The organism is Alloalcanivorax dieselolei B5, from assembly GCF_000300005.1.
Lineage (GTDB): Bacteria > Pseudomonadota > Gammaproteobacteria > Pseudomonadales > Alcanivoracaceae > Alloalcanivorax > Alloalcanivorax dieselolei.
Window position 1 is genome coordinate 763,946 of the sequence record NC_018691.1, and the last position, 23,816, is coordinate 787,761.

The window sequence follows — 23,816 nt, forward strand, 5'->3', positions numbered from 1 at the left end:
TCAGAGGGCTTGCAGATTGCGCTCGATCTCGAAGATGTGTTCATCCTGCTCGCCAAGCTCGCGTAGCGCCTGGGCCAGATTCAGCAAGTACTCGCGATTGGCGCCGCTGGGGCCGTGGCTGCCGTGGATGTGGGCGGCGATCTCCGCTTCCGGCGCCGGGCCGAGAAAGGCGGCGTTGTCGGCGGTGGCAATATAGACCAACCCGTCCTCCTGACTACCATCCTCGAAGGTCATCGGCGTGGAGAAACGCAGATAACCGTTTTTCTCACGCACATCCAGTTGCCCGAATACCGCGGGGCTGACGCGGTAGGCCATGCCGGCACAGCGCGCGCCCGGTGCTTCAATCAGTGTCACCACCCGGCCGGGATTTTCCGGGGTGCCGCGATGATCGTGGGAGCCCTGCCAGAAGCGCCGGGCCCAGCCCTGAATCGACGCCGGCCGCCGCTCCTGGAACGGAAAATCCACCTTGAAAATCAGCGAGCCGTAACCGAACAGCCACACCGACTCGTGGTCCTGGAACAGGCTCCGCTCGCGGTTGATCGCGGTGGTATCGATCATGCCCGGGTGTCCTCCGCCCGGCGCTGACGCTGCGCCAGTGCGGCATCGCCATTGTCCTGATCCGGCCAGCCTCCCAGGTGATCGTGTACCAGCGCCGCCAGGGCATCCAGATGGGCCGGGCAGTCGTTCAGCGCCGGAATGTAATCGAACCGCTCGCCGCCAGCTTCCATGAAGTAACCGCGATTCTCCACGTCGATCTCTTCCAGCGTTTCCAGACAGTCGGCGGAAAAGCCGGGGCAGAACACCTGCACGCTTTTCACCCCCTCGCCGGGCAGCGCCTTGAGCGTGGCGTCGGTGTAGGGCTGCAGCCATTCCTCGCGGCCAAAGCGGGACTGGAACGTGACCTGCCATTGCGTCTCGTTGAGCCCCAGCCGTTCCGCCAGAAGACGGCTGGTTTTATGGCATTCGCAAAAGTACGGGTCGCCTTCGGTGAGGTAGCGTTTGGGCACGCCATGGTAGGAAAACAGCAACTTTTCCGCCCGGGCATGCTGTGCCCAATGGCTGTGAATATGCTCCGCCATGGCATCCAGGTAGGGTGCGTAATCATGGTAATGACTGATGAAACGCAGATCCGGCAACCAGCGCCGGGCGGCGAAATCCCGCGCCACGGCATCGAACGTGGAGGCCGAGGTGCTGGCGGAATACTGCGGATACAACGGCAGCACCAGCAGCCGGGTAACGCCTTGCTCGGCCATCCTCTGCAACACCGAAGGAATGGACGGGTTGCCATAGCGCATGGCGAACTCCACCACCAGATCCTCGCCATACTCGGCTTGCAGCCGCTGCCGCAGCCCCTCGCACTGGTTGCGGGTGTGCACCAGCAGCGGCGAGCCCTGCTCCGTCCAAACCCCGCGATAGGCGTGGGCGGAACGGGGCGGACGGATCACCAGAATCACCAGATTCAGGATCAGCCACCACAGCGGGCGCGGCACCTCCACCACCCGGGGGTCGGACAAAAACTCACGCAAATAGCGGCGCAGGGCCGGCGTGGTGGGCGCGTCCGGGGTTCCCAGATTGGTGATCAGCACGCCGGTACGCAACGGGCGCCGGTGGCTGAAATCAGGCTGTCCAGTGAACTTCATAATGGTTCCGATGAGCCAGAGGTTGACCGGCGGCAAGGCACCGGACGTCGATGGCGCCATGATACCGGAACCGGAAGAAGGTAACAGATATGGCCCCGATAGACGCGGGCCATCAGGTCGGCCCATGCCGGCAAGTGCGCTATATTACCCGTGTCAGCCGGCCTCCCCACAGACCGGACAACGAAGCCACTGTAGGAGCTTGCCCTGCAAGCGAATTTGCCTGCGGCAACCCCCAAGTCCCTGCCCGTGAGGCCGGTAGCAATCCAGGGGCCGCGACAGGACCGTTCGAATCAATTGGAGCAGTAAATGCGCGATATACGCGAAGAATACCAAGGCAAAGGATTGAGCGAAGCGGACCTGCTTGCCGATCCGGTGGAACAGGTACGCCTGTGGGTGGAAGAAGCGGTGAACGTCGGCCTGCCAGTGGCCAACGCCATGACCCTGGCCACCGTCAACGCCGAAGGGCAACCCTCCGCACGCACCGTACTGATGAAAGGCGTGGAGCAGGGCGGCTTCGTCTTCTTCAGCCACTACGACAGCCGCAAGGGCGACGACATCGAAGCCAGCGACAAAGTGGCCTTCGTGCTCTACTGGTCACCCATGGACCGCCAGATCACCGTCCAGGGCCGCGCCCGTAAACTGGACGCGGATACCTCCCGCGCCTACTTCAAAACCCGCCCCTACGGCAGCCAGATCAGCGCCGTCGCCTCGCCGCAAAGCCGCCCCGTGGACCTGGAAACCCTGGAAGCGGACGTCGCCCAACTGCGCCAGGAATACCCGGAAGGCAGCGACATCCCCATGCCGGAAAACTGGGGCGGCTACCTCATCGTTCCCGAAGAAATCCAATTCTGGCAAGGCCGCCCCAACCGCCTCCACGACCGGGTACGGTATTTCCAGGATGAAGGGAAATGGCTGCGGGAGCGGCTGGCGCCCTAAAAAGCAGTAAGTAGCTAATAACAGAAAAAACTTGGTTCTCTAGCCACTGTAGGAGCCAGCCCTGCTGGCGAATATCTTTTTGAAATGCCCAACGATTCGCCATCAGGGCAGTCTCCTACAGCCGCAACGGGTAGATACGCTGTTTCTTCAACGGCTTGGTTCTACGTGGTGGTCGGGACGTCATGGCCGCTTGTCGCTATCCATGTGGATGGTTATTCCTGATGACCGTTCATGAGGGCGGTGTCATGGCCACTGGAAAATGAAGAAGTCAGGCGAAAGGGGACAGACAATGGGCCGGGTTTGTCATGTACTGAGTTTTCTGGTTTTATTTGGCGATACTAAAAAGCCGCAAGGTGGTGGGAATCCGGTGTGTTGACTGGATATCCGAGCCAGCATCCTAATACCTGTTAAATGATATGGAAGATAAAAAGCTCGTCCTGATCTCAAATTGAGGTTACAGCACTGACCATGACTCACTTCTATCCAGCCTTCTTGATGATGGCTACGAGCTATTTTGTGCAGTAGGAAAAGATTGTGAGCTATGGGAAGAGGCTATGGATGAGATGGCCGTGGGTGACGGTAGCAATAGCCGATATATAACAACAACGAGCCATCCAGGGGAAAGTGTAGAAGAGGTTGTGACGTTTGCTGAAAGCTGGCCAACGAAAAAACCATCTGGGGTCAAAGTTGTCACCATATAAAACCATCTGGGTCAGATCTTGCCATTTGCCCTTGTGAGACGGTTCCTTCTAGGGGGGTCAAAAGGCAAGATTTGACCCTCCGGCTGCTCCGTTGTCTTGTCGATCGATTAGTTGTTATTTCCTGTGATTTGGAGAGTCAGGTGTTTAGGTTGCTGTTCGTGTTGATTATAAATTTCACAATTTCCGGTTGTTCCATGACTTACTCAATGCAAGAGGCTCGATCGCTCTCTGATGATGAGGTGGCGACTCTTATCATTGAAACACCCTTTATGACCCCCTATGTTTATGTTTCCGCCATTGATGGGGTAAGCAGGGGGTACGGAGAGTATAACACCTTCCGGCTTGTGCCCGGAGAGCGACATATTACGCTAGTCGGTAATTCTCATTCAGGGTTTTATGAGGACCCCAAAGTCGTTGTTTTCGAAGCTAGGTCTGGACGCTATTATAGAATCGTCCTTACTGAGATTAGCTATAGGCCATACTGGACGGCTGGCATTGCCGATTCGTCAACTGGGGAACGGGTCGAGATCAGGGTATACTCTCCTGAATGTGATATGCATCCCTGGCGTGGTAGACGGTGTTATATTGAGCGGGGTGTCGAAGACGTGCACGAACCGAATGATCTTTTGAATCAGTCAGTTGAATAATCTGACTTCTGAACGTGAATCCGGCATGGCGTGTATGCTCGTATGGGAGCAAGTCTTGCCTCTTTCTTTTATGAGGCGTTTCTTCTAAGGAGAGAACAAGGCAAGGCCTGACCTTCCGGCTTTCTGTTGATTGGCTATTGTGGCCAGTGTTCTAATGCCTTCGATGTGGCAATAAGTCCACATGCCCGGAGGCTACGTTAATGACTGAAGAAAGGACACTGCGCACTTCAAGAACCTTGCCGTTCTCTCCTGAAGAAATATATGGCGCATTCGCGTCGGCTGATTTGCTGGCGTCGTGGTGGGGCCCTGAAGGCTTTTCAAACACCTTCGAGATATTCGAATTCAAAGAAGGTGGCCGCTGGAAGTTCGTGATGCACAGCTCTGACGGAAAAGACTATCTAAATGAAAGTTTCTTCGAAGAAGTTGTGCCTCATTCGAAAATTGTCATCCATCACGATTGTCCCCCAAACTTCAAGCTTACCGTTGAGCTCACGCCTGTGAGTGAAGGAGCCCACTTAACGTGGGATCAGGTTTTTGAAGACGCTGAAACCGCGCAAGCTGTAAAGCAGCGCGCTGGCTCTGCAAATGAGGAAAACATTGATAAGCTGGCGCGTGTGCTTGGCGAGGCCAACGGTGATGCGTAATCAAGCCAGGCCCGCTTTTCTTTCGGTCCTGAGAGCTGATTGAAGGCAGGTCATGCCTTTGTCTTTTAGGGCGGCGCTTCTTAACGGCAAAAGAGACAGTCTCGCTCGGGCGTGCCGCTTCGCCGCGCGCCGGTGCATGGCAACGTCTGGATTGGCGTATATGTACGGATGGCCTGAGTAGCTTGGGATGAAGGTGATCGATCTGGACACGGAGACAGGCAACCAGCTTCTGGAAACGCTAATGAGTGAGGGCTGGAAAAAGGTCAAGGAGTACCCGCCTCTGGCTTTTGATAAGGGAATCGATTTCGACAGTTTCACCCTCAGGAAGGACGGGCTGGAACTGGTGCTTGAATGGACCAACTGGCTCGAGTGGGAGATTCGTGGGGATGACGCGGCGCTTGAGGCACTGGCCGATCGGTATGGCTTTAAGGTCAGGTTTGAGGGGGAGACCGGCGACGGTTCGTGACCTTTTCTGATTTTAGCTATGATAGCGCTTTCCCCGAACAGCGAGGTTCATTGCCATGCCGGAAGTTTCCCCAAGCGCCAAGGGGCGCTGCCGTTGCGGACGTGTTGAATTCGAGGTCCACGCCAAGCCCATGGTCACCATGGCCTGCCATTGCACCGGGTGTCAGCGTATGTCATCGAGTGCGTTCAGTCTGAGCGCTCTTTTTCCCGGTGAGGAGTTCACCGTCACCCGGGGCGAGCCGGTGATTGGCGGGCTTCATGGCGCTCCGCGGCACTTCTTCTGCGATTACTGCATGAGCTGGCTGTTCACCCGCCCGGAAGGCGAGGTTGATTTGGTCAATGTGCGTTCTACCATGTTTGAGAACGCCGCCGACTACCGTCCGTTTATCGAAACGTTCACCAAGGAGAAGCTGGAATGGGCGAGCACCGGAGCGGCCCACAGTTTCGATGAATTCCCGCCTCAGGAGCAGTTTCCGTCGTTGCTTCAGCAATACGCGGACACCAGAGAGTGATGGGTAGCTCCACGTTCAAACGTGGTAATACCGCTCCTGTACCCTGAGGAAGCCGCTGCGAAGGTGGCATCCCGTTACCGAAAATGGGCCACATGTATCCGGGCGCGTTCCTGAGTAATCCGACATGAGAAACATCGAGTTCGTTGGTCTTGGCCAGGTTGATCCTGAAGCCCTCCTGGCATTGATGAACGAAGCGTCACTGAGAACGCATCTGGTCGACCATGACCACTTCGATTCCACTAGCATTCGAGCCTGGGTAAAGGAAAAGGAAGCGCTGGATGCGTTGCCCGGTTGTCGGGTTCGTGGAATCTATGTGGACGGCAGGCTGGCGGGATGGTGCGGGATTCAACCGGATGAGGCAGGTTTTGAGCTGGCTATCGTGCTTTCCCGGAAATTTTGGGGAATCGGCCTCTCAGTATTCAGGACCTTGATGGGTTGGGCCAGGGAGTTCGGGCATGAGCAGGTCCTGTTTCACCTCCTCGGAAGCCGACCGCAATACCGGGCCCTGGAGAAAATGGCTGACAAGGTGCACAACAGCGAGCTGCTGGGCCGGCGTTTCAAAACCTATCACCTGACGGTGGAGTACTCTACTCAATGATGTTCATCGGTGAGCTGTATCAGGTGCCTTCCCAATAGACGGCCAGTGTCAGGCTAAGATCGGCCGATTCGATAAAGAGAAAAAGTGATTCGAGTCAGGTCTTGTCTTTTGCCTTCGTGCGTGATCGGGGGCAGATCTTGCCATTGGCCCTTGTGAGACGGTTCCTTCTAGGGGGGGCAAAAGGCAAGATTTGACCCTCCGGCTGCCGACGTCTGGCCACATAAGGAGCTTGGAGATTATGTCACGTGCAGGAATGGGGGCGGCACGCAAACATGGCGCGTTGCTTCCTGCCTATAGTAGCCACGCAGAAGCGCAAAGGGCGCTATATTCGGAGCGTGATACCCTGTTGGGCGAGCTTATCTTGATTTCTGTGAAGGCGTCTAACGTTGACCCCAACTTCAAACCAGATAGCTTAAACGTATTGATTGAATCTATAAAACGGGATCAAACGTCCATTTTATTCAGCAAAAAGTTCACAACAGCGCGATTAAACATCGCAGGTTGGTCCATCATCGGCAGGTGGCCAGCGTCCCGGATGCCCAATAGCTCGGCATTAGAAATTATCGTGGCAGCCTTGGCAGCAGATTCGATAGGGAATAACCGGTCGTTTTCGCCCCACACTATTAACGTCCTGTTCCGTATTCTGCGTAGCGCTTCTTCTGTAAATGCCGCGACGGCAGCCCCCCGCCCCTGTGAAAAGGCCTTTTTGCCACCCGCAGTCTTCAGTACCTCGACTGAATAACGTTCGTGATTCGGATCGCGGTTCCCAGGCTTGAACAGGATATAACGGGAGTAAAAGCGATTCGCCCAAGACGATGGAAAGATGTTCAGCCAAAGCATGCTTGCAATGGACATCAAGGGCGGTTTTGCACCCAGCCCGCCGGAGTCGACGAGGACGAGCTTATCCACCATTTCCGGATAATCGAGGGTAAATTGCAGGGCTATGGCGCCACCTTGAGATAACCCGACGATATGGGCCTTCGCGATGCCAAGGGCATCCAGGAATTGCTTCAACCAGCCAGAAAAGTAGGCTTTGTCATAGCTCCCATCCGGTTTATCGGACTCCCCGTATCCAACAATATCAGGCGCAACAACATGAAAGCGTTGTGCCAGTGGCCCAATGGAGGGATACCAGGTTACCGCCCCGGCGCCACCGCCATGCAGGCAGATAACTGGAACCCCCGCACCGGCCGATAAATAAGCGGTGTTCACCGGGCCGGCCATCACGCTTGCCTGAGTAATTGCAATGCCAATACGGTCGATCAGGGCTTGCCTGGAGTCCTGCTTGAGCATGTTATTAAGCTCCCTTGGATACCGTATTCAACAGCTCCATAAACGCATCTATCTGGCCCCCCTCCAACGGTTCAAACAGCGCGTTCGAGGCTTGCGCAAAAGAAACCTTGGCATCTTCATAGACTTGCTTTCCAGCGGCCGACAGCCTCACAAGGCTGACCCTGGCATCGCGAGGGCTCTCTTCCTTTTCTACCAGGCCTATTTTTTCCATGGGATTAATCAGGCGGGTGATACCCGACGGACTCAAACCGACCTGTTCCGCGAGATCACTGCGCCGCATCGTCTGCATTGGCGCTGCAAATAACTGGTTCAACACGAGGTACTCGCTGACACCAATCCCATGTACGGAGAGAGCACGCCCCACTCGCTTCTGGATATAGCTGTTGAGGGCGATGACACCGGTCACCAGCCGACTTTCTTTATTCTCGGACACACCGAATTTCCTTGCGGAATGCTTGAGCGGGCAAGCTTACCGTCAAACTGATTGAATGGTCAAACATAATGCAAGCATGGTGCCGCCAAGGCGGCGTGAATTTCAGTTATTCGCTAGTCCACCCAAACTGCGTCAAATGCCCCACCACTGCAGTGGTAAATTTCAGGACGGAGATTGAACCATTGCCCGCAAGCTGGGCAACTGAAATAGGTGTTCACGAAATCGCCCTGGCCGTCGCCATCGGCCATGGGCATAAACGGGTCAGCATCACGGCTATTTTTTGCCGTCCGAGGGTGCCAATAACGTCGCCATCGCATTGTTTACGTTTCCATCGCTGGCCAAGTACGAAGAGTACAGAAAGGCGTCTTTCAAGGATGCGGAGTGTCAGGCCGCGTTCAGGTATGCGGAGGAAACCCGCTGCGTGGTGAGCTGCGAGCGCAGCTTTATGAGGCCTGTCTTTGAGTAGACTGACGCTGGTGTTCCGATAAGCCGGCTGGCTGGAGGGCCGGCGATGGAGGGCGCCGGATTCTGGCGCCCTCGATACAAACAACCCTCGATGATCCTGCCTTAGACTGTTAGATACTTCTTCACCAACGCATCATCCAATTCTCCCACGGCCCCTTCCGCCACGTTGCGGCCCCGATCGAGGATGGTGAAGCGGTCGGCGGTGGCGCGGGCGAAGTGGAGTTTTTGTTCCACCAGCAGCACGGTGAGGCCTTCTTCCCGGTTCAGGGTTTTGATCACGCGGCCGATCATGTCGACGATGTTGGGCTGAATGCCTTCCGTGGGTTCGTCCAGAATCAGCAGTTTCGGGTCCAGGGCCAGGGCGCGGCCGATGGCCAGTTGCTGTTGCTGGCCGCCGGACAGGTCGCCGCCACGGCGGTGACGCATTTCGTGAAGCACGGGAAACAGTTCATAGATCCGTTCGGGGATTTTGCGCTGGCGATCCGGGCGCGCCTGCAGGCCGGTTTCCAGGTTCTCTTCCACGGTCAGTAATGGAAAGATCTCCCGGCCTTGGGGGACGTAGCCGATGCCGGCACGGGCGCGGTCCTCGGCGGCTTTCTTGCGCAGGTCCTGGTCGAGAAAGCGGATCTCGCCGGAGGCTGACGGCAGCAGGCCCATGATGGTTTTCAGCAGTGTGGTTTTGCCGACGCCGTTGCGGCCCATCACGCACAGGCATTCGCCTTGTTGCACGGACAGGTCCAGATCCCAGAGCGTATGGGATTCGCCGTAGTATTGATTGACGCCTTTCAATGACAGCATGAGCGTTCCTGTTCAGTGGTATGGGGCGGAGCGTTACTCGCCCAAATACACTTCGATCACTTTCGGGTCGTTCTGCACGTCCTGCATCTTGCCTTCGGCGAGGACGCTGCCCTGGTGCAGTACGGTGACGGTGCTGGCGATGCTGCGGATGAACTCCATATCGTGTTCCACCACCACCACGGAGTGCTCGCCGGCCAGTTGTTGAAGCAGTTCGGCGGTGCGCTCCACTTCCTGGCGGGTCATGCCGGCGATGGGTTCGTCCACCAGCAGCAGTTTCGGTTGCTGCATCAGCACCATGGCGATTTCCAGCCACTGTTTCTGCCCGTGGGACAGCGCGCCGGCCACATGGTCGTGCCGGTCCAGCAGGCCAACGGTGTCCAGGGTGGCGTCGATGCGGTCGCGCTGCTCGCCGTTGAGCGGATGCACCAGGGTATGCCAGGTGGTTTTGGGGCCGGCCATGGCCAGTTCCAGATTCTCCGCCGCGGTGTGTTCCGGAAACACGGTGGGCTTCTGGAACTTGCGGCCGATGCCGGCGCCGGCGATTTCGGTTTCGCTCATGCGGGTCAGATCAAGGGTCTGGCCAAAAAAGCAGGTGCCTTCATCCGGCCGGGTCTTGCCGGTGATCACGTCCATCATGGTGGATTTGCCGGCGCCGTTGGGGCCGATGATGCAGCGCAGTTCGCCGGGTTCGATGTACAGGGTCAGGTCGTTCAGGGCTTTGAAGCCGTCGAAGCTGACCGTGATGTTTTCCATGTACAACAGGTATTTGCCACCGGTGTCCAACTCGCCCGGATTGATGGTGCGGGTACCGGGGCGGACCACGTCGAACACACGATCACGTCGGAAAGTGTCACGCAGGTTCATGGGACGCCTCCGGCTGGTCGTCGTTGTCGGTGCCGTTGCTATTGTTACCATCACTTTTGCGCAGGCGCTGACGGACGTTATCCGCCAGGCCCACCAGGCCACGCGGCAGGAACAGGGTCACCGCCACGAACAGGCCTCCCAGGGCGAACAGCCAGGCTTCCGGCATGATGCCGGTGAACACGGTTTTGCCATAGTTGACCAGAATGGCGCCGATCACCGCGCCATACAGGGTGGCGCGGCCACCCACCGCCACCCACACCACCAGTTCGATGGAGTTGAGCGGTGAAAACTCGCCGGGGTTGATGATGCCCACCTGGGGCACATACAGGGCGCCGGCGATGCCGGCCAGTACCGCGCTCAGGGTGAAAATCCACAGCTTGTAGTGTTCGGTGCGATAGCCGAGGAAGCGGGCGCGGGACTCGCCGTCGCGGACCGCCATCACCACCCGGCCCATGCGAGAGCCGGTGATGTAGCGGCACAGTACGAAGGCCAGCGCCAGGGCGATGGCGGTGGCGATCAGCAGGGCCACCCGGGTGCTGTCCTCGCGCAACGAGAAGCCGAGGATGTCCTTGAAGTCGGTGAGGCCGTTGTTGCCGCCAAAACCCAGTTCGTTACGGAAGAACGCCAACATCAGCGCGTAGGTCAGCGCCTGGGTGATGATCGACAGGTACACCCCGGTGACGCGGGAACGGAACGCCAGCCAGCCGAACACGAAGGCCAGCAGCCCGGGTACCAGCGCGATCAACACCATGGTGAACAGAAACGAATGGGAGCCGAGCCAGTACCAGGGCAGCTCCTGCCAGTTCAGAAACACCATGAAGTCCGGCAGCACCGGGTTGCCGTAGACGCCGCGATCGCCGATCTGACGCATCAGGTACATGCCCATGGCGTAACCGCCGAGGGCGAAGAAAGCGCCATGGCCGAGGCTGAGTATGCCGCAGTAGCCCCAGACCAGATCCAGGGCCATGGCCAGCAGCGCGTAACACAGATACTTGCCGAGCAGCGTGACCGTGTAGCTGCTCACATGCAGCCCGGAGTCCGCCGGGATCAGCTGATTCAACAGCACCACCAGGGCCACGGCGCCGAACAGGATGCCGATGAACCAGCGGGCGGCACGGTCGGTCAGGGCGGTTTTCAAATCCGAATGTCTCATTATTCCTCCGCGGCCCGGCCGCGCTGCGGGAACAGACCGCGCGGTTTACGTTGAATGAACAGGATGATGAACACGAGCACGAAGATTTTCGCCAGCACCGCGCCGGAAACCGGCTCCAGCAGTTTGTTGGCGATACCCAGGCTGAAGGCCGCGGTGAGCGTGCCCCACAGATTGCCGACGCCGCCGAATACCACCACCATGAACGAATCGATGATGTAGGCTTGGCCCAGGTTGGGGCCGACGTTGGTGAGCTGCGCCAGCGCCACGCCAGCGACACCGGCGATGCCGGAGCCGAGCCCGAAGGTCAGGGCGTTGATGCGGTCGCTGCGGATACCGAGGCCGCGGGCGGTTTGCCGGTTCTGGCTGACCGCCCGCACTTGCAGGCCAAGCCGGGTTTTCTTCAGCACCAGCAGCAGGCCGAGGAACACGACGAGAGCAAAGGCGATGATGTAGAGCCGGTTAAAGGTCAGGGAGAACACCGGATTGATCTGCCAGGCGCCGCTCATCCACTCCGGCGTCACCACCGAGCGGTTCAGCGGCGAGAAAATCACCCGCACGGCTTGTTGCAGGATCAGGCTGATGCCGAAGGTGGCGAGCAGCGTTTCCAGTGGGCGTCCGTAGAGATAGCGGATCACGAAGCGTTCGATCAGAACGCCGACAAAACCGGAGATCAGAAACGCCGCCGGTATGGCCACAAGCAGGGACCACTCATGGCCCTGGGGAAAAATCTGTTGTACCACGAAGGTGGTGTAGGCTCCGAGCATGATCAGCTCGCCATGGGCCATGTTGATCACACCCATGACCCCGAAGGTGATGGCCAGGCCGATGGCGGCCAGCAGCAGTACCGAACCCAGACTGAGGCCGAAGAACAGCGTATCGGCGGTCTGGTAGCGGGCGGTACGGGCGTCGATACGCTTTAACGCGGTTTCCACCGCTTTGCGCTCACTGGGCGCGTCACTGTCGAGGCGGCTGCGCAGGGCATTGCGCACCGTCGGTTCAAGGCTGCCGGACAGGGCTTCAATGGCGTTGAGGCGCGCATTCAGGTCGCTGTCCTCGGAATACAGGGCGGCGGTGTTCAGTGTGGTATCGATGGCCGCCGCCACCGAGGTATTGTCTTCCCGTGCACGCCGTTCACGCAGAGCGGCCAGCAGGTCGGGATCCTTGGTACCGATCAGGCTGATGGCGGCCGCCCGGCGCTGGATGGCGTCCGGGTTGTTGAGGCCGACCACCGCTTGCAGATTCTCGATCTGCCGGCGCAGACGGTTATTGATGGTGATCGGCGCGGCGTCCCGTGATCCCACCGTGCCCAGATCTGCTTCACTGAGCGGGTCCTGGAGTTGCCAGCCGCCGTCGGCCCGCTCGCCGAGCACGATGCGGTCGTTGGCACGGTCCTGCAGCAGGCGCCGGTCTTGCAACGCTTTGAGCAGCGCATCCGCCCGGGGATGGCCGGAATGAGCCAGCGCATCGATGGCGGCGGCTTTGTCGTCGAAGCTGCGGCTGCGCAGTTGTTGCAGCACGTCTTCTATATCGGTTGTCGGTTCAGTGGCCGGCGATTCGGCCTGAGCCACACTCGTCAGACACAATAGGGCGAGTGCGAGCGCGAAAACCCTGAGCATGGTAGCTCCTCATTGCATAAGCGTCGGAGGCCGGGGGCCGGCCTCGACGGCGTTTCCCATGGTGCATCCCTTTTTTTGGGGACAACGGAAACGATTACTGCGCGGCCTGACCGCCGCAGGTTTTGGTTTTGCTGTTGTAGTTGCCGCAGTTGATCGGCTTGGTCCAGTCAGCGATCAGGTCCTTGGAGCCGGGCAGGAAGTCGGACCAGGCATCGCCGGCCACCAGGCCGTCGGTCTGCCAGACCACGGCGAACTGGCCGTCGTCCTGGATCTCACCGATCAGAACCGGTTTGGAGAGATGGTGGTTTTTGTTCATCACCGCGGTACCGCCGGTAAGGTTGGCGGTGCTGATGCCGATCATGGCGTCGGCGACTTTGTCGGTGTCGGTGGACTTGGCTTTCTCCACCGCCTTGGCCCACATGTTGAAGCCGATATAGGTGGCTTCCATGGGGTCGTTGGTCACTCGTTTGCTGTCACCGATGTAGTCGTGCCATTGCTTGATGAAGCTGTTGTTCTCGTCGGTGTAGACGCTTTGGAAATAGTTCCAGGCGGCCAGGTGGCCGACCAGCGGGCCGGTGTCGACACCGGACAGTTCCTGCTCACCGACGGAGAACGCCACCACCGGAATGTCGGCGGCGTCGATGCCCTGGTTCCCCAGTTCCTTGTAGAACGGCACGTTGGCGTCACCATTGATGGTGGACACCACCGCGGTCTTCTTGCCCTGGCTGCCGAATTCCTTGATGCGGGAAACGATGGACTGCCAGTCGGAGTGACCAAACGGGGTATAGTTGATCATGATGTCCTCGTCGGCCACGCCTTTGCTTTTCAGATAGGCTTCGAGGATCTTGTTGGTGGTGCGCGGATAAACGTAGTCGGTGCCGGCCAGCACGAAGCGTTCGGCGCCCAGATCGTCGATCAGATAGTCCACCGCCGGAATGGCCTGCTGGTTCGGTGCCGCGCCGGTGTAGAACACGTTCTTGGAGGACTCCTCGCCTTCATACTGAACCGGATAGAACAGCAGGCCGTTGAGTTCCTCCACCACCGGCAGCACGGATTTGCGTGACACCGAAGTCCAGCAGCCGAAGATAACGTCGACTTTTTCCTTGCTGATCAGTTCACGGGCTTTTTCCGCGAACAGTGGCCAGTTGGAAGCGGGGTCGACCACCACCGGCTCCAGCTTCTTGCCGAGCAGTCCGCCTTTCTTATTCTGTTCTTCCACCAGCATCAACACGGTGTCCTTGAGCGTGGACTCACTGATCGCCATGGTGCCGGACAGTGAATGTAGAACCCCCACCTTGATGGTGTCGGCGGCATTGGCCAGTGCCGACAGTGACAGCGCACCGGCGGCGAGCCCGGCCTGGGCCAGTCGTTGCCAACGTCTTTTCATGATCATGGTTTTCCCCTCTGTATCATTGCCGATTAAAGTGCCAGGTTGTGCGCATCACGCTCCGGCTCAGGAACCGGAGGTGGGCGCGGGCAGGGCATCGCCGGTTTCTCCGCTCCCTTGACGCCGTGCCTCGTAAAGCATATGCAGGGTGATTTTGCGAACCTCATTGCGGCTCGCCTCGATGTGCGCCTTGAGCATGATCTGCGCCGGCTCCACCCGCCGGTGCAGAATCGTTTCAAGGATGGTGTGATGCTCGTCGTAGGTGGCATCGATGCGCGCGCGCTTGGTGAAATCCAGGCGGCGAATGATGCGCAGCCGCTCGGTGATGTTTTGATGGATGCGTGTCATCTCGCCGTTGCCGGCGGTCCGCACCAGTTCGCTGTGGAAATTCTCGTCCAGATTGAGCACGCCGCTGATATCCCGCAGCCGCTGGTCCTCCGGTACACTCCACAGGGCCATCAGGGGTTGCAGCGTGTCGGCCAGATTCTCCAGCTCGCAGAGCCGGCGCACCGCCGCGCATTCCAGCACGGTGCGAACGTCGTAAAGTTCTTCGAAATAATGAAAATCGAAGGGCTTCACCTGCCAGCCGTTACGCGGGGAAACTTCCACATAGCCTTCCCGCTCCAGCCGGAACAGGGCCTCCCGCACCGGCGTGCGCGAGGCGCCGGTACGTTGCGCCATTTCGTTTTCACTGAAACGGTCGCCGGGCAGCAGCCGGAATTCAAAGATGTCGTCCTTGATGTCCTGATAGACCTTGTCGGCCAGCTGCTTGCCACGACGCGGGGACGAGATCATGCCGCGCTCTCCGTATCAATGACCGCCACCGGATCACCGGCGTTGATCAGGGTGCCGGGCTTGCAGTGCAGGCCGGTGACGGTGCCGGCGGCGCTAGCGGTGATGGCGAATTCCATCTTCATCGCTTCCACCACCACCAGGGTTTGCCCGGCTTCCACTCGAGCGCCTTCTTCCACCAGCAGCTTCCAGACGTTGCCGCTGATCTCGGCGCTGACCACATGGCCGTCGAGATCGCCGATTTCCACCTTGTTGCCCAGTAGCGCGGATTCCACCGCCGCGTCCTCGTCCTGCCAGCGCTGCACTTCGGCCTGGTAAGCGCTTTGCTGGCGCTCGCGGAACGCTTCCATCTCCGGTTCGATGCTTTCCAGGAAGGCGCGGTACTCCGCCAGGCTGAACGGCTCCTCGGTGATTTCCACCTGCAGGCGGCCTTCGCGGAAAGCGTCGCGCATTTCCCCCAGCTCCGCCTCGCTCACCGGGTAGTAACGCACCTGATCGAAGAACTTCAGCAACCAGGGCTCGCCGGGTTTGAATTGCGGATTCTTCAGATGCTTGTTCCAGATCGGCAGCGTGCGGCCCACCAACTGATAACCGCCGGGGGAGTCCATGCCGTAGATGCACATGTAGACGCCGCCGATGCCGACGGTACCTTCGGCGGTGTAGGTGCGGGCCGGGTTGTACTTGGAGGTCATCAGGCGGTGACGGGGATCCACGGGCACCGCGCAGGGCGCACCCAGATAGACGTCGCCGAGACCGAGCACCATGTAGCTGGCGTCGTAAACGATACGTTTGACCGCCTCGATGGAATCCAGGCCGTTGATGCGGCGGATGAACTCCGCGTTGTTGGGCAGCCAGGGGGCGTCCGGGCGAATAGTTTCCTGATAGCGCTGTACCGCGTCGAGGGTGGCGCTGTCCTCGAACGCCAGTGGCAAATGCACCACCCGGGTGGGTACCACCAGGTCGTCCACGGAACCGATGGCGGCTTCCCGTTCCAGTAGCGCGGCCACCAGATCTTTCTGGTGCAGACGGCGGGAATCGTAGTGCACCTGCAGGCTGCGCACGCCGGGAGACAACTCAAGAATGCCGTCCACCGGCGTCGACTTCAGTGATTCCATCAAGGCGTGGACACGGAAGCGCAATGCCAGATCGAGCACGTTCTCGCCGTACTCGATCAGAATGTATTTGTCGCCGGCCTGGCGGTAGGTGATGCGCGGTACATCGCCGTCCGCGTCCCGTTCCACCAGCATGGTGGGAGAGGCGGCGCCCTCCGGCATGACGGTGGCGGCGGTCGGGGCCGGCGTTACCGGCGTCAGGCTCTCGATGCTGCGATCCTGGGCCTGCTCCAGTGCCAGCGCCTGATCAAAGTCGATGGCGACGAAACGGATCGAGTCGCCGGGCTTCAACTGTCCGACCTTCCACAGTTCGGCCTTGGCGATGGTCACCGGGCAGACGAAGCCGCCGAGGCTTGGGCCGTCCTTGGTCAGGATCACCGGGAAGTCGCCGGTGAAGTTGATCGAACCGATGGCGTACTCGTTATCGTGCAGGTTGGACGGATGCAAACCAGCCTCGCCGCCGTCGGTACGCGCCCAGGTGGGTTTCGGGCCGGTCAGGCGGATACCCAGGCGGTTGGAGTTGTAGTGCACCTGATAGTCGGCGCCGAAAAAGGTATCGATGGCGTCCTGGGTGAAATAATCCGGCGCGCCGTGGGGACCGTACAGCACCTTGATTTGCCAATGCTGCGGATAGTCCGGGATCAGCGTGCCGTCCGCCGGTGACGGTTCATGCACCGGCGCCGGGGTCGGGCAGCCGGGCAACTGCGGCTGGCACAAGGACAGCACATCACCCTTGCGCAAAGTACGGCCGCCATGTCCGCCGAACTGTCCCAACACGAAAGTGGATTTGCTGCCCAGGTAATCGGGCACGTCGATACCGTTACGTATGGCGATGTAGGTGCGGCAGCCGCTGGTCACCTTGCCGGTGACCAGGGTCTGGCCGGCACGGACCCGTATCGGTTGCCACAGCGCGACGGCTTCCCCGTCCAGGGTGGCGTCACAGGTGGCGCCGGTGAGGGCGACAATCGTTTCGCTATGGAAGTACAGAGTCGGGCCGATCAGCGTGGCTTCCAGGCCGGCGGCGCTGTCGTGGTTGCCGACGATGCGGTTGGCCAGACGGAACGCGTAATCATCCATCGGGCCGGAGGGCGGAACGCCGACATCCCAGTAGCCGGCACGGCCAGGATAGTCCTGCACCGTGGTGTAGGTCCCCGGTTCCTGTACCTCGAATACTCGGGGACGATATTCGAAGGTCTCCAGATAACGAGTGGAGACGCGGCCTGCCGCCACGTTCGGGTCGATCAGAATCTGCCGCAGGTAATCCAGGTTGGTGGCAATGCCGCTGAGGCGGGTTTCCGCCAGGGCGGTCTGCATTTTCCGTAGAGCGGCTTCGCGATCGTCGGCATGCACGATCAGTTTCGCCAGCAGAGGATCGTAGTGGGGGCTGACCACGGTGCCGGTGTCGACCCAACCGTCCAGACGCGCCGCCGCCGGAAACACCACTTCGGTGAGTTCACCGGGGCTGGGCTGGAACGCCTTCAGCGGGTCTTCCGCATAAATACGAACCTCCATGGCGTGACCATTGACCTGGTAGGTCTGGTCCAGCGGTGGGCGCTCCCCTCCGGCCAGCATCACCATCCACGCCACCAGATCGACGCCGAAGATTTCCTCGGTGACGCCGTGCTCCACCTGCAGGCGAGTGTTGACCTCGAGGAAATAAAACTCGTCGCGCTCGTCGTCGTACACGTACTCAACGGTGCCGGCGGAGCGGTAGTTGACCGACTCACCGAGGCGCCGCGCGCTTTCGCGCAACTGTTCGCGGGTGGCCTCGGGCAGATTCGGGGCCGGGGTTTCCTCGACCACTTTCTGGTTGCGGCGTTGCAGCGAACACTCCCGCTCCCCCAACGCCAGCACGGTACCGTCGCCGTCACCGAAAATCTGTACTTCGATATGGCGTGCCCGGGCCACGAACCGCTCCAGAAACACGCCGCTGTCGGAGAAGAAGCTCTCACCGAGCCGGCGCACGGATTCAAACGCCGCCACCAGTTCCTCTTCGCTGTTGCAGCGGGTCAGGCCGATGCCGCCGCCGCCGGCGGTGCTTTTCAGCATCACCGGATAGCCGATTTCCAAGGCGGCTTGCCGGGCTTCATCCAGATCCTTCAACAGCCCGGTGCCCGGTGCCAGTGGCACGCCGGCGGCTTCGGCCAGGGCGCGGGCTTCGTGCTTGAGCCCGAACTGGCGCAACTGCGTTGGCGTCGGCCCGATGAAGGCAATGCCCTCGGCGTCACAGGCTTCGGCGAAGTCGGCGTTCTCGGAAAGAAAGCCGTAACCGGGAATGATGCCGTCGGCGCCGGTTTCCCGCGCCGCTTTCAGAATGGCGTCGGTACGCAGATAGCTTTCGGCGGCGGTCTGGCCGCCCAGTGCCACCGCTTCATCGGCGGCGCTGACGTGCTGACTGTTGCGGTCGGCGTCGGAGTATACCGCCACGGAGGCGATGCCCATTTGTTTCAGGGTGCGGCAGATGCGGACCGCGATTTCCCCCCGATTGGCGATGAGCACTTTTTTCAATCCGGTTCCCTTCAACCCGTTTTCTTTCAACATCATTCCGATCCCGTTTTAGTTTGCCGTGTTTTGCCGTTGGGCGATGTAGGCCCGCCAGCCCCCCAGTGCGGTGATGTCGGTGGCGTCGTCGATGGCCCAGCCTTCGCAGATGAACCCTTTCACCAGGCGGCCATTGGCGGTTTCCAGTGAGCCGATCCCCAGCGGTGGCGGGATCAGCCCGACAAAGCCGCCGAACTCGCTGACCGGCAGTTGCCACAGTTCGATCTGGATGGCGGCGCCGTCATCGCTCTTGATCAGGCCGGGTTTCGGCGGCGTGGTATTGGCCAGGACATAAAGGCGATAACAGGGCGCGGTTTCGGTGGCTTCCAGCAAGACGCCGCCGCGTTCGGTAAGTTGGTCATTCAGAGGCATGCCACTGAGGTGGGCACCCACCACCGCGACGGTGATGTGATCGGCGTGGTCTTCGCTGGCTTGCGCGGGGGGGACTTGCGGCAGATCGCTGCCAACGGCACCGGCCTGCCAGGGCTGATGCCGTTGCCAGCGGCGCCCGAACTCGGCCAGGGCGGCGTCGTGCCAGGCCGGGCCAATCAGCGTGATTCCGCAGGGCAGACCGTCCTCGCGGAAGCCGCCGGGCAGGGCCAGGGCGCATTGATCCAGCAGATTGACGAAGTTGGTCCAAACACCGAGCTGGCTGTTGAGACGAATGGGATCGGCGTTGACGTCGCCGATGCGATAGATGCCCGGTGAGGTCGGCACCAGCAGCGCATCCACCTGGGACAGCAGGGCATCGGCCTGGCGTTTCAGATCCGCCAGTTTGTACTGAGCACGGAAAGCATCGACCGCGCTCATGCCCTCGGCCACGCCGATGACATCGCGGATCACCGGCAGCAGCGCGTCCTGTTCTTGCATCAAGGGTTCCGCCACGGAGTAACGCTCGGCTACCCAGGGGCCCTGATAGAGCAGGGCAGCGGTGTCGTGCAGCACCTGCAGATCCAGCGGCACTAATTCGGCGATTTCGGCCATGGCGCTGAGCTGTTGCTGCCAAACCTGCTCCGCCTGAGTGTCGCCGAACCAGGGCAGTTGATCGGGAATACCGAGCTTCGGCCGCGCCGGCAGGGCCTTGGGGCGTGCCGCCGGGTCCGGGCGGCTGTAGCCGTCCTCGGCATCGTAGCCGCGATACAGGTCGTAAACGGTTTCCGCATCCGCCACTGACAGGGCGAATACGCTGACGCAATCCAGAGTGCGGCAAGCCGGTACCACGCCACGGGCGCTCATGCTGCCCTTGGTGGGTTTCAGGCCGACGGTGTTGGTGAAACCGGCGGGCACACGACCGGAACCGGCGGTGTCGGTGCCCAGCGCGAACGGTACCAGCCCCTGGGAAACCACGGCGGCGGAGCCGGAGCTGGAGCCGCCGGTGATGTAGTCCGGATTGAACGGATTGGGCACCGCGCCGTAGGGCGAGCGCACGCCGACCAGCCCGGTGGCCAACTGATCCAGATTGGTTTTACCGACCAGAATGGCGCCGGCATCCAGCAATGCCTGTACCACCGGGGCGGTGTGTTCAGCGGTATAAGTGAAAGCGGGGCAGGCGGCGGTGGTCGGCAGACCGGCCACGTCGATGTTGTCTTTCACCGCGAACGGAACGCCGTAAAGAGGCAGGGAGGGATCGCTCAGTTGCTCGGCCCGGGCCACCAGATCGGACTCGTCCAGCAGGTGAATCCACAGACTCCGCTCGCTGTCACGCAGAGTCGTGTACAGCGCTTTCATTGCCGAGACCGGCGTGTAGTCTCCCGTCTGATAGGCGTCACGCCATTGTTCCAGAGTCCAGCCAAGCACGTTCGCATACCTCGTTGTATACCAGTAGGTATGCGAGTCAGTGCAAAGGCGGTGCCAACCCGCAGCGGTGCGCTATAAATGGGGAAATATCGCCTATTCGCCGGCGCCGGAGTGGTGATTATCCGGGGCCGTCGTGCGCTGTTCTGGGGCGCTGGCCCCAGAAAGGGGCAGGCATCAGGAGGTTTCCTCCCGCAGACGTTGCTTCAAATATTCGGCGAAGCGCGCGGTGGCTACTGGCAGCGAGCGGGAATGCTCCATGCACAAGGTCAGGCGGCCGCGCCGCAGGCCCCGGTCGGACAACGGCAGCGCATGCATGCCGCCGGGCAGATGAGCCGGTGGCATGCCGCTTTGTATTTGAAAGCACACGCCGCCGCTTTTGATGGCGAAGTTCCGCATCATCTCGAAGGAGTTGGATTCCAGCGCCGGTTCCAGCCGTAGCGAGCGGCGGGCCAGAAATTCATCCAGCAGAGCACGCCCGCCCAGTGAGGTGTCCGGCACCGCCAGAGGGTAGGCGATACAGTCGGACAGACGAACCGACTCTCGTGCCGCCAGCGGATGATCCGGTGCCACGAACGCGCAGAGCCGTTGCTCCACTTCGAGAAGCGGCCGGATTTCGGCATCGGCCGGTGGATTGAATACCAGGCCGATGTCCGCCTCGAACTCTTTCAGCCGGGTATGGATGTCGCCACGCCCGCAGATGTAAACGCGAAAACGGATCTTGGGGTGGCGCTGCTGAAAGGCCTCTATGGTCCTGGGCAGGAACTCGGCGGCCATGCCCTCGATGGCGGCAATGCGGACTTCCCCGCGCCGCACACTTTGCAAGTCCTCTATCTCCGAGAGCATGCGTTCCGAGTCGGCGATCTGCTTGCGGGCGTAGGCAATGAACAGTTCACCGGCGGCGGTGAGCCGCACGCCACGCGGACGCCGTTCGAATAACGCCGTGCCGATTTCATCTTCGATATCCAGGATGCGGCGATTGACCGCCGAGGACACCACGTTGAGCTGTTCCGCGGCTTTGCGAATGGAGCCGCTGCGGGCAACGGCGTCAACGTAACGGAGCAGACGCAGGTTATACATGAACAGGCTCTCCGACTGAGTGATGCCGTAACGGCATCGCAATGGTGAATAAATAGCGCTGGTTTGAATCGCCGGATAAATCTTATCGTGCTCCCGTTTCCAGGCCCACCGGAGATTGCCTGTCATGAAAACCCGCGTTCACCGCTTCGCCACCGCCGCCCCGGACGATGTTTCCCCTCTGCGACGGGCGCTGGGCGAAGGCGAGGTCAACGCGGATAAGGTGATCGCGGTTCTCGGCAAGACCGAAGGCAATGGTTGTGTCAACGACTTCACCCGCGCGCTGTCCACCCTGGCGCTGACCCGGCTTTTCTCCGAGGTTCTGGGTCTGAGCGACGAGGCGGTGGCGGAACGCATTGCATTGGTCATGTCCGGTGGCACCGAAGGGGGATTGTCACCGCATATTCTGGTGTTCGAGGTGATGGACGAACCCGCGCTCTCGACGTCGCCGGGGCTGGCGGCGGGCGTCGCGTTCACACCGGCCTTTCTGCCGGAGCAGATCGGTCGGTGGGCGCAGATCGATGCCACCGCGCAAGCGGTACGCGAGGCCATGGCCCGCGCCGGCATCGAGCGCAACGAGGACGTGCATTTCGTACAGATCAAATGTCCGCTGCTGACCTCCGCCCGCTGTGACGAAGCGGCCCGGCGTGGTGCCGCCGTCGCTACTACCGATACCTATGAGTCGATGGCGTATTCGCGTGGCGCTTCGGCGCTTGGCGTGGCGCTTGCATTGGGAGAGCTCGAGCCGGCGCAATTGCGGGACGCCGCCGTCTGTCACGAGTTCGGCCTGTACTCCGGCCGCGCCAGTACTTCCGCCGGGATTGAACTGATGCGCAACGAAATCCTGGTACTCGGTAACGCGCCGGGATGGGACTCGGAATTCCGGATCGGCCATGACGTGATGGCCGATGCCCTGGATGCGGATGCCGTGGCCCGCGCGCTTGCCCGGGTGCCCGGTGATGGCGCCGGTGAACTGGTGGCGCTGCTGGCCAAGGCTGAGCCGTCGCGCAACGGCCTGATTCGTGGTCACCGCCACATCATGTGGGATGACAGTGACATTAATGCCACCCGCCATGCCCGAGCTCTGGTTGGCGGGGTGTTGGCGGGACGTACCGGGCATACCGCTTTGTTTGTTTCCGGGGGCGCCGAACATCAGGGGCCCGATGGTGGCGGCCCTTTGGCGGTGATTACTCGCGCGCTGATTTCTTAATGATCCAATTTACGAGGTCTCTCCGATGCCAATCCTGAATCGTCGTACTTTTATCAAGGCCGCCGGTGTGCTCGGTGCCAGCACGGCACTGCCGGTCAGTCTGGCCCGCGCCGCCGACAAACCGGTGACCGTGGGGTTCATTTATGTCGGCGCCAAGGACGACTTCGGCTATAACCAGGCCCACGCCGAGGCGGCGGCGATCATCAAGGGGTTACCCAACGTCACCGTGATCGAGGAGGAAAACGTTCCGGAAACGGTGGCGGTGCAACGGTCCATGGAGGCGATGATCCGCCAGGACGGTGCTCAGCTTATTTTCCCCACCTCGTTCGGTTACTTCGACCCGCATGTGATTAAAGTGGCGCGCAAGTATCCGGAGGTACGTTTCGCCCATTGCGGCGGGCTTTGGCAAAAAGGGGTTCACCCGGACAACGCCGGCAGCTTCTTCGGCTACATCGACGAGGGCCAGTACCTCAACGGTGTCGTCGCCGGACACATGAGTAAGAGCAAGAAGCTGGGGTTCGTGGCCGCCAAGCCGATCCCGCAGGTATTGCGTAACCTGAATGCCTTCACGCTTGGCGCGCGTTCGGTGGATCCGGAGATCACCACCACGGTGATTTTCACCGGCGACTGGTCGCTGCCGGTGAAGGAAGCGGAAGCTGCCAACAGCCTCATCGATCAGGGCTGTGATGTGCTCACCTGTCACGTCGATGGCCCCAAAGTGTTGGTGGAAACCGCGGAAAAACGCGACGTGATGACCTGCGGCTACCACGCCAGCCAGGCTGCGCTGGCGCCGAAAGGGTATCTCACCGGTGCCGAATGGAACTGGGAGACGCCCTACCGCGCCCACGTGATGGCTCTGCAGTCCGGAGCGCCAATGAACAACTTCATGCGTGGCGGTTTGAAGGAAGGGTTCGTCAAGACCTCGCCCTACGGGCCGGCGGTGAGTGACGCGGCCAAGGCGGCGGCGGATGCCGTCAAGGCCAGTATGCTCAAGAACGAGTTCTCCATCTTTACCGGGCCGATCAGGAACAACACCGGCGAGGTGATGGTGGCCGAGGGGACGGTGCTGACACAAACGGATGTGGTACTGGAGAGGATGGACTATCTGGTGGAAGGCGTGCGCGGCCAGATCTGACCG

At 60.5% G+C, this 23,816-nt stretch carries 20 protein-coding genes and 2 pseudogenes; 9 read left to right on the forward strand and 13 right to left on the reverse strand.

What is annotated here, in order from left to right:
• On the reverse strand, positions 1-558 hold the full coding sequence (locus B5T_RS03540) for a gamma-glutamylcyclotransferase (protein ID WP_014993088.1): 558 nt from the start codon (positions 556-558) through the stop codon (positions 1-3).
• Positions 555-1,640, reverse strand: a complete 1,086-nt coding sequence (gene hemH / locus B5T_RS03545) for a ferrochelatase (protein WP_014993089.1) — start codon at positions 1,638-1,640, stop codon at positions 555-557. Before hemH ends, B5T_RS03540 begins: the two co-directional genes overlap by 4 nt.
• 306 nt (positions 1,641-1,946) lie before the next feature.
• On the opposite strand from hemH, the gene pdxH reads away from it, so the two are divergent.
• The 6 genes and pseudogenes from pdxH to B5T_RS03570 all read left to right on the forward strand — a co-directional run bounded on the left by pdxH (position 1,947) and on the right by B5T_RS03570 (position 6,143).
• A complete protein-coding gene (gene pdxH, locus B5T_RS03550) occupies positions 1,947-2,576 on the forward strand; it encodes a pyridoxamine 5'-phosphate oxidase (protein ID WP_014993090.1) in 630 nt (209 codons plus the stop codon).
• A gap of 476 nt (positions 2,577-3,052) precedes the next feature.
• Positions 3,053-3,277, forward strand: a pseudogene (locus tag B5T_RS23885) (hypothetical protein); the annotation flags it as partial.
• An 847-nt stretch (positions 3,278-4,124) separates the two neighbouring features.
• On the forward strand, positions 4,125-4,568 hold the full coding sequence (locus B5T_RS03555) for an SRPBCC domain-containing protein (RefSeq protein ID WP_041716795.1): 444 nt from the start codon (positions 4,125-4,127) through the stop codon (positions 4,566-4,568).
• Between the two features lie 187 nt (positions 4,569-4,755).
• Positions 4,756-5,034, forward strand: a complete 279-nt coding sequence (locus tag B5T_RS03560) for a hypothetical protein (protein WP_014993092.1) — start codon at positions 4,756-4,758, stop codon at positions 5,032-5,034.
• A gap of 55 nt (positions 5,035-5,089) precedes the next feature.
• Positions 5,090-5,545: a GFA family protein gene (locus B5T_RS03565; RefSeq protein WP_014993093.1), complete on the forward strand. Its 456-nt coding sequence runs from the start codon at positions 5,090-5,092 to the stop codon at positions 5,543-5,545.
• Positions 5,546-5,669: 124 nt separating this feature from the next.
• Positions 5,670-6,143: a GNAT family N-acetyltransferase gene (locus tag B5T_RS03570; RefSeq protein ID WP_014993094.1), complete on the forward strand. Its 474-nt coding sequence runs from the start codon at positions 5,670-5,672 to the stop codon at positions 6,141-6,143.
• A gap of 444 nt (positions 6,144-6,587) precedes the next feature.
• Here B5T_RS03570 and B5T_RS03575 read toward each other — a convergent pair whose 3' ends face one another.
• Both B5T_RS03575 and B5T_RS03580 read right to left on the reverse strand, forming a co-directional pair.
• A complete protein-coding gene (locus B5T_RS03575; protein WP_014993095.1) occupies positions 6,588-7,436 on the reverse strand; it encodes an alpha/beta fold hydrolase in 849 nt (282 codons plus the stop codon).
• A gap of 4 nt (positions 7,437-7,440) precedes the next feature.
• Entirely contained in the window at positions 7,441-7,869 is a 429-nt protein-coding gene (locus tag B5T_RS03580) for a MarR family winged helix-turn-helix transcriptional regulator (protein WP_014993096.1), read from the reverse strand.
• A 271-nt stretch (positions 7,870-8,140) separates the two neighbouring features.
• Between B5T_RS03580 and B5T_RS03585 the strand changes: the two are divergent.
• Positions 8,141-8,335, forward strand: a pseudogene (locus B5T_RS03585) (NIPSNAP family protein); the annotation flags it as partial.
• A gap of 101 nt (positions 8,336-8,436) precedes the next feature.
• On the opposite strand, the gene urtE reads toward B5T_RS03585, so the two are convergent.
• From urtE to B5T_RS03630, 9 genes are all read right to left on the reverse strand, one after another.
• On the reverse strand, positions 8,437-9,132 hold the full coding sequence (gene urtE / locus B5T_RS03590) for an urea ABC transporter ATP-binding subunit UrtE (protein ID WP_014993099.1): 696 nt from the start codon (positions 9,130-9,132) through the stop codon (positions 8,437-8,439).
• Positions 9,133-9,165: 33 nt separating this feature from the next.
• Positions 9,166-9,996, reverse strand: a complete 831-nt coding sequence (urtD, locus tag B5T_RS03595) for an urea ABC transporter ATP-binding protein UrtD (protein ID WP_014993100.1) — start codon at positions 9,994-9,996, stop codon at positions 9,166-9,168.
• On the reverse strand, positions 9,983-11,149 hold the full coding sequence (gene urtC / locus B5T_RS03600) for an urea ABC transporter permease subunit UrtC (RefSeq protein WP_014993101.1): 1,167 nt from the start codon (positions 11,147-11,149) through the stop codon (positions 9,983-9,985). The genes urtD and urtC overlap by 14 nt, the downstream gene beginning before the upstream one ends.
• Positions 11,149-12,765, reverse strand: coding sequence for an urea ABC transporter permease subunit UrtB (urtB, locus tag B5T_RS03605; RefSeq protein ID WP_041716798.1), 1,617 nt, complete (start codon positions 12,763-12,765; stop codon positions 11,149-11,151). The genes urtC and urtB overlap by 1 nt, the downstream gene beginning before the upstream one ends.
• A gap of 94 nt (positions 12,766-12,859) precedes the next feature.
• A complete protein-coding gene (urtA, locus tag B5T_RS03610) occupies positions 12,860-14,158 on the reverse strand; it encodes an urea ABC transporter substrate-binding protein (protein ID WP_014993103.1) in 1,299 nt (432 codons plus the stop codon).
• A 60-nt stretch (positions 14,159-14,218) separates the two neighbouring features.
• Complete coding sequence (locus B5T_RS03615) at positions 14,219-14,947, reverse strand: GntR family transcriptional regulator (RefSeq protein WP_014993104.1); 729 nt, start codon at positions 14,945-14,947, stop codon at positions 14,219-14,221.
• On the reverse strand, positions 14,944-18,600 hold the full coding sequence (gene uca / locus B5T_RS03620) for an urea carboxylase (RefSeq protein ID WP_014993105.1): 3,657 nt from the start codon (positions 18,598-18,600) through the stop codon (positions 14,944-14,946). Before uca ends, B5T_RS03615 begins: the two co-directional genes overlap by 4 nt.
• 12 nt (positions 18,601-18,612) lie before the next feature.
• Positions 18,613-20,394 (reverse strand): allophanate hydrolase, encoded by a 1,782-nt coding sequence (gene atzF, locus B5T_RS03625; RefSeq protein ID WP_014993106.1) that lies wholly within the window; start codon positions 20,392-20,394, stop codon positions 18,613-18,615.
• Between the two features lie 174 nt (positions 20,395-20,568).
• On the reverse strand, positions 20,569-21,471 hold the full coding sequence (locus B5T_RS03630; RefSeq protein WP_041717285.1) for a LysR family transcriptional regulator: 903 nt from the start codon (positions 21,469-21,471) through the stop codon (positions 20,569-20,571).
• A gap of 124 nt (positions 21,472-21,595) precedes the next feature.
• Here B5T_RS03630 and atzD point away from each other — a divergent pair, with 124 nt between their 5' ends.
• Together atzD and B5T_RS03640 are read left to right on the forward strand one after the other, a co-directional pair.
• The gene (gene atzD / locus B5T_RS03635; RefSeq protein WP_014993108.1) at positions 21,596-22,678 is read left to right on the forward strand and encodes a cyanuric acid amidohydrolase; all 1,083 of its coding nucleotides are present in this window, start codon (positions 21,596-21,598) and stop codon (positions 22,676-22,678) included.
• A 25-nt stretch (positions 22,679-22,703) separates the two neighbouring features.
• Positions 22,704-23,813: a BMP family ABC transporter substrate-binding protein gene (locus tag B5T_RS03640; protein ID WP_014993109.1), complete on the forward strand. Its 1,110-nt coding sequence runs from the start codon at positions 22,704-22,706 to the stop codon at positions 23,811-23,813.
• The last annotated feature ends 3 nt before the right edge of the window (positions 23,814-23,816 follow it).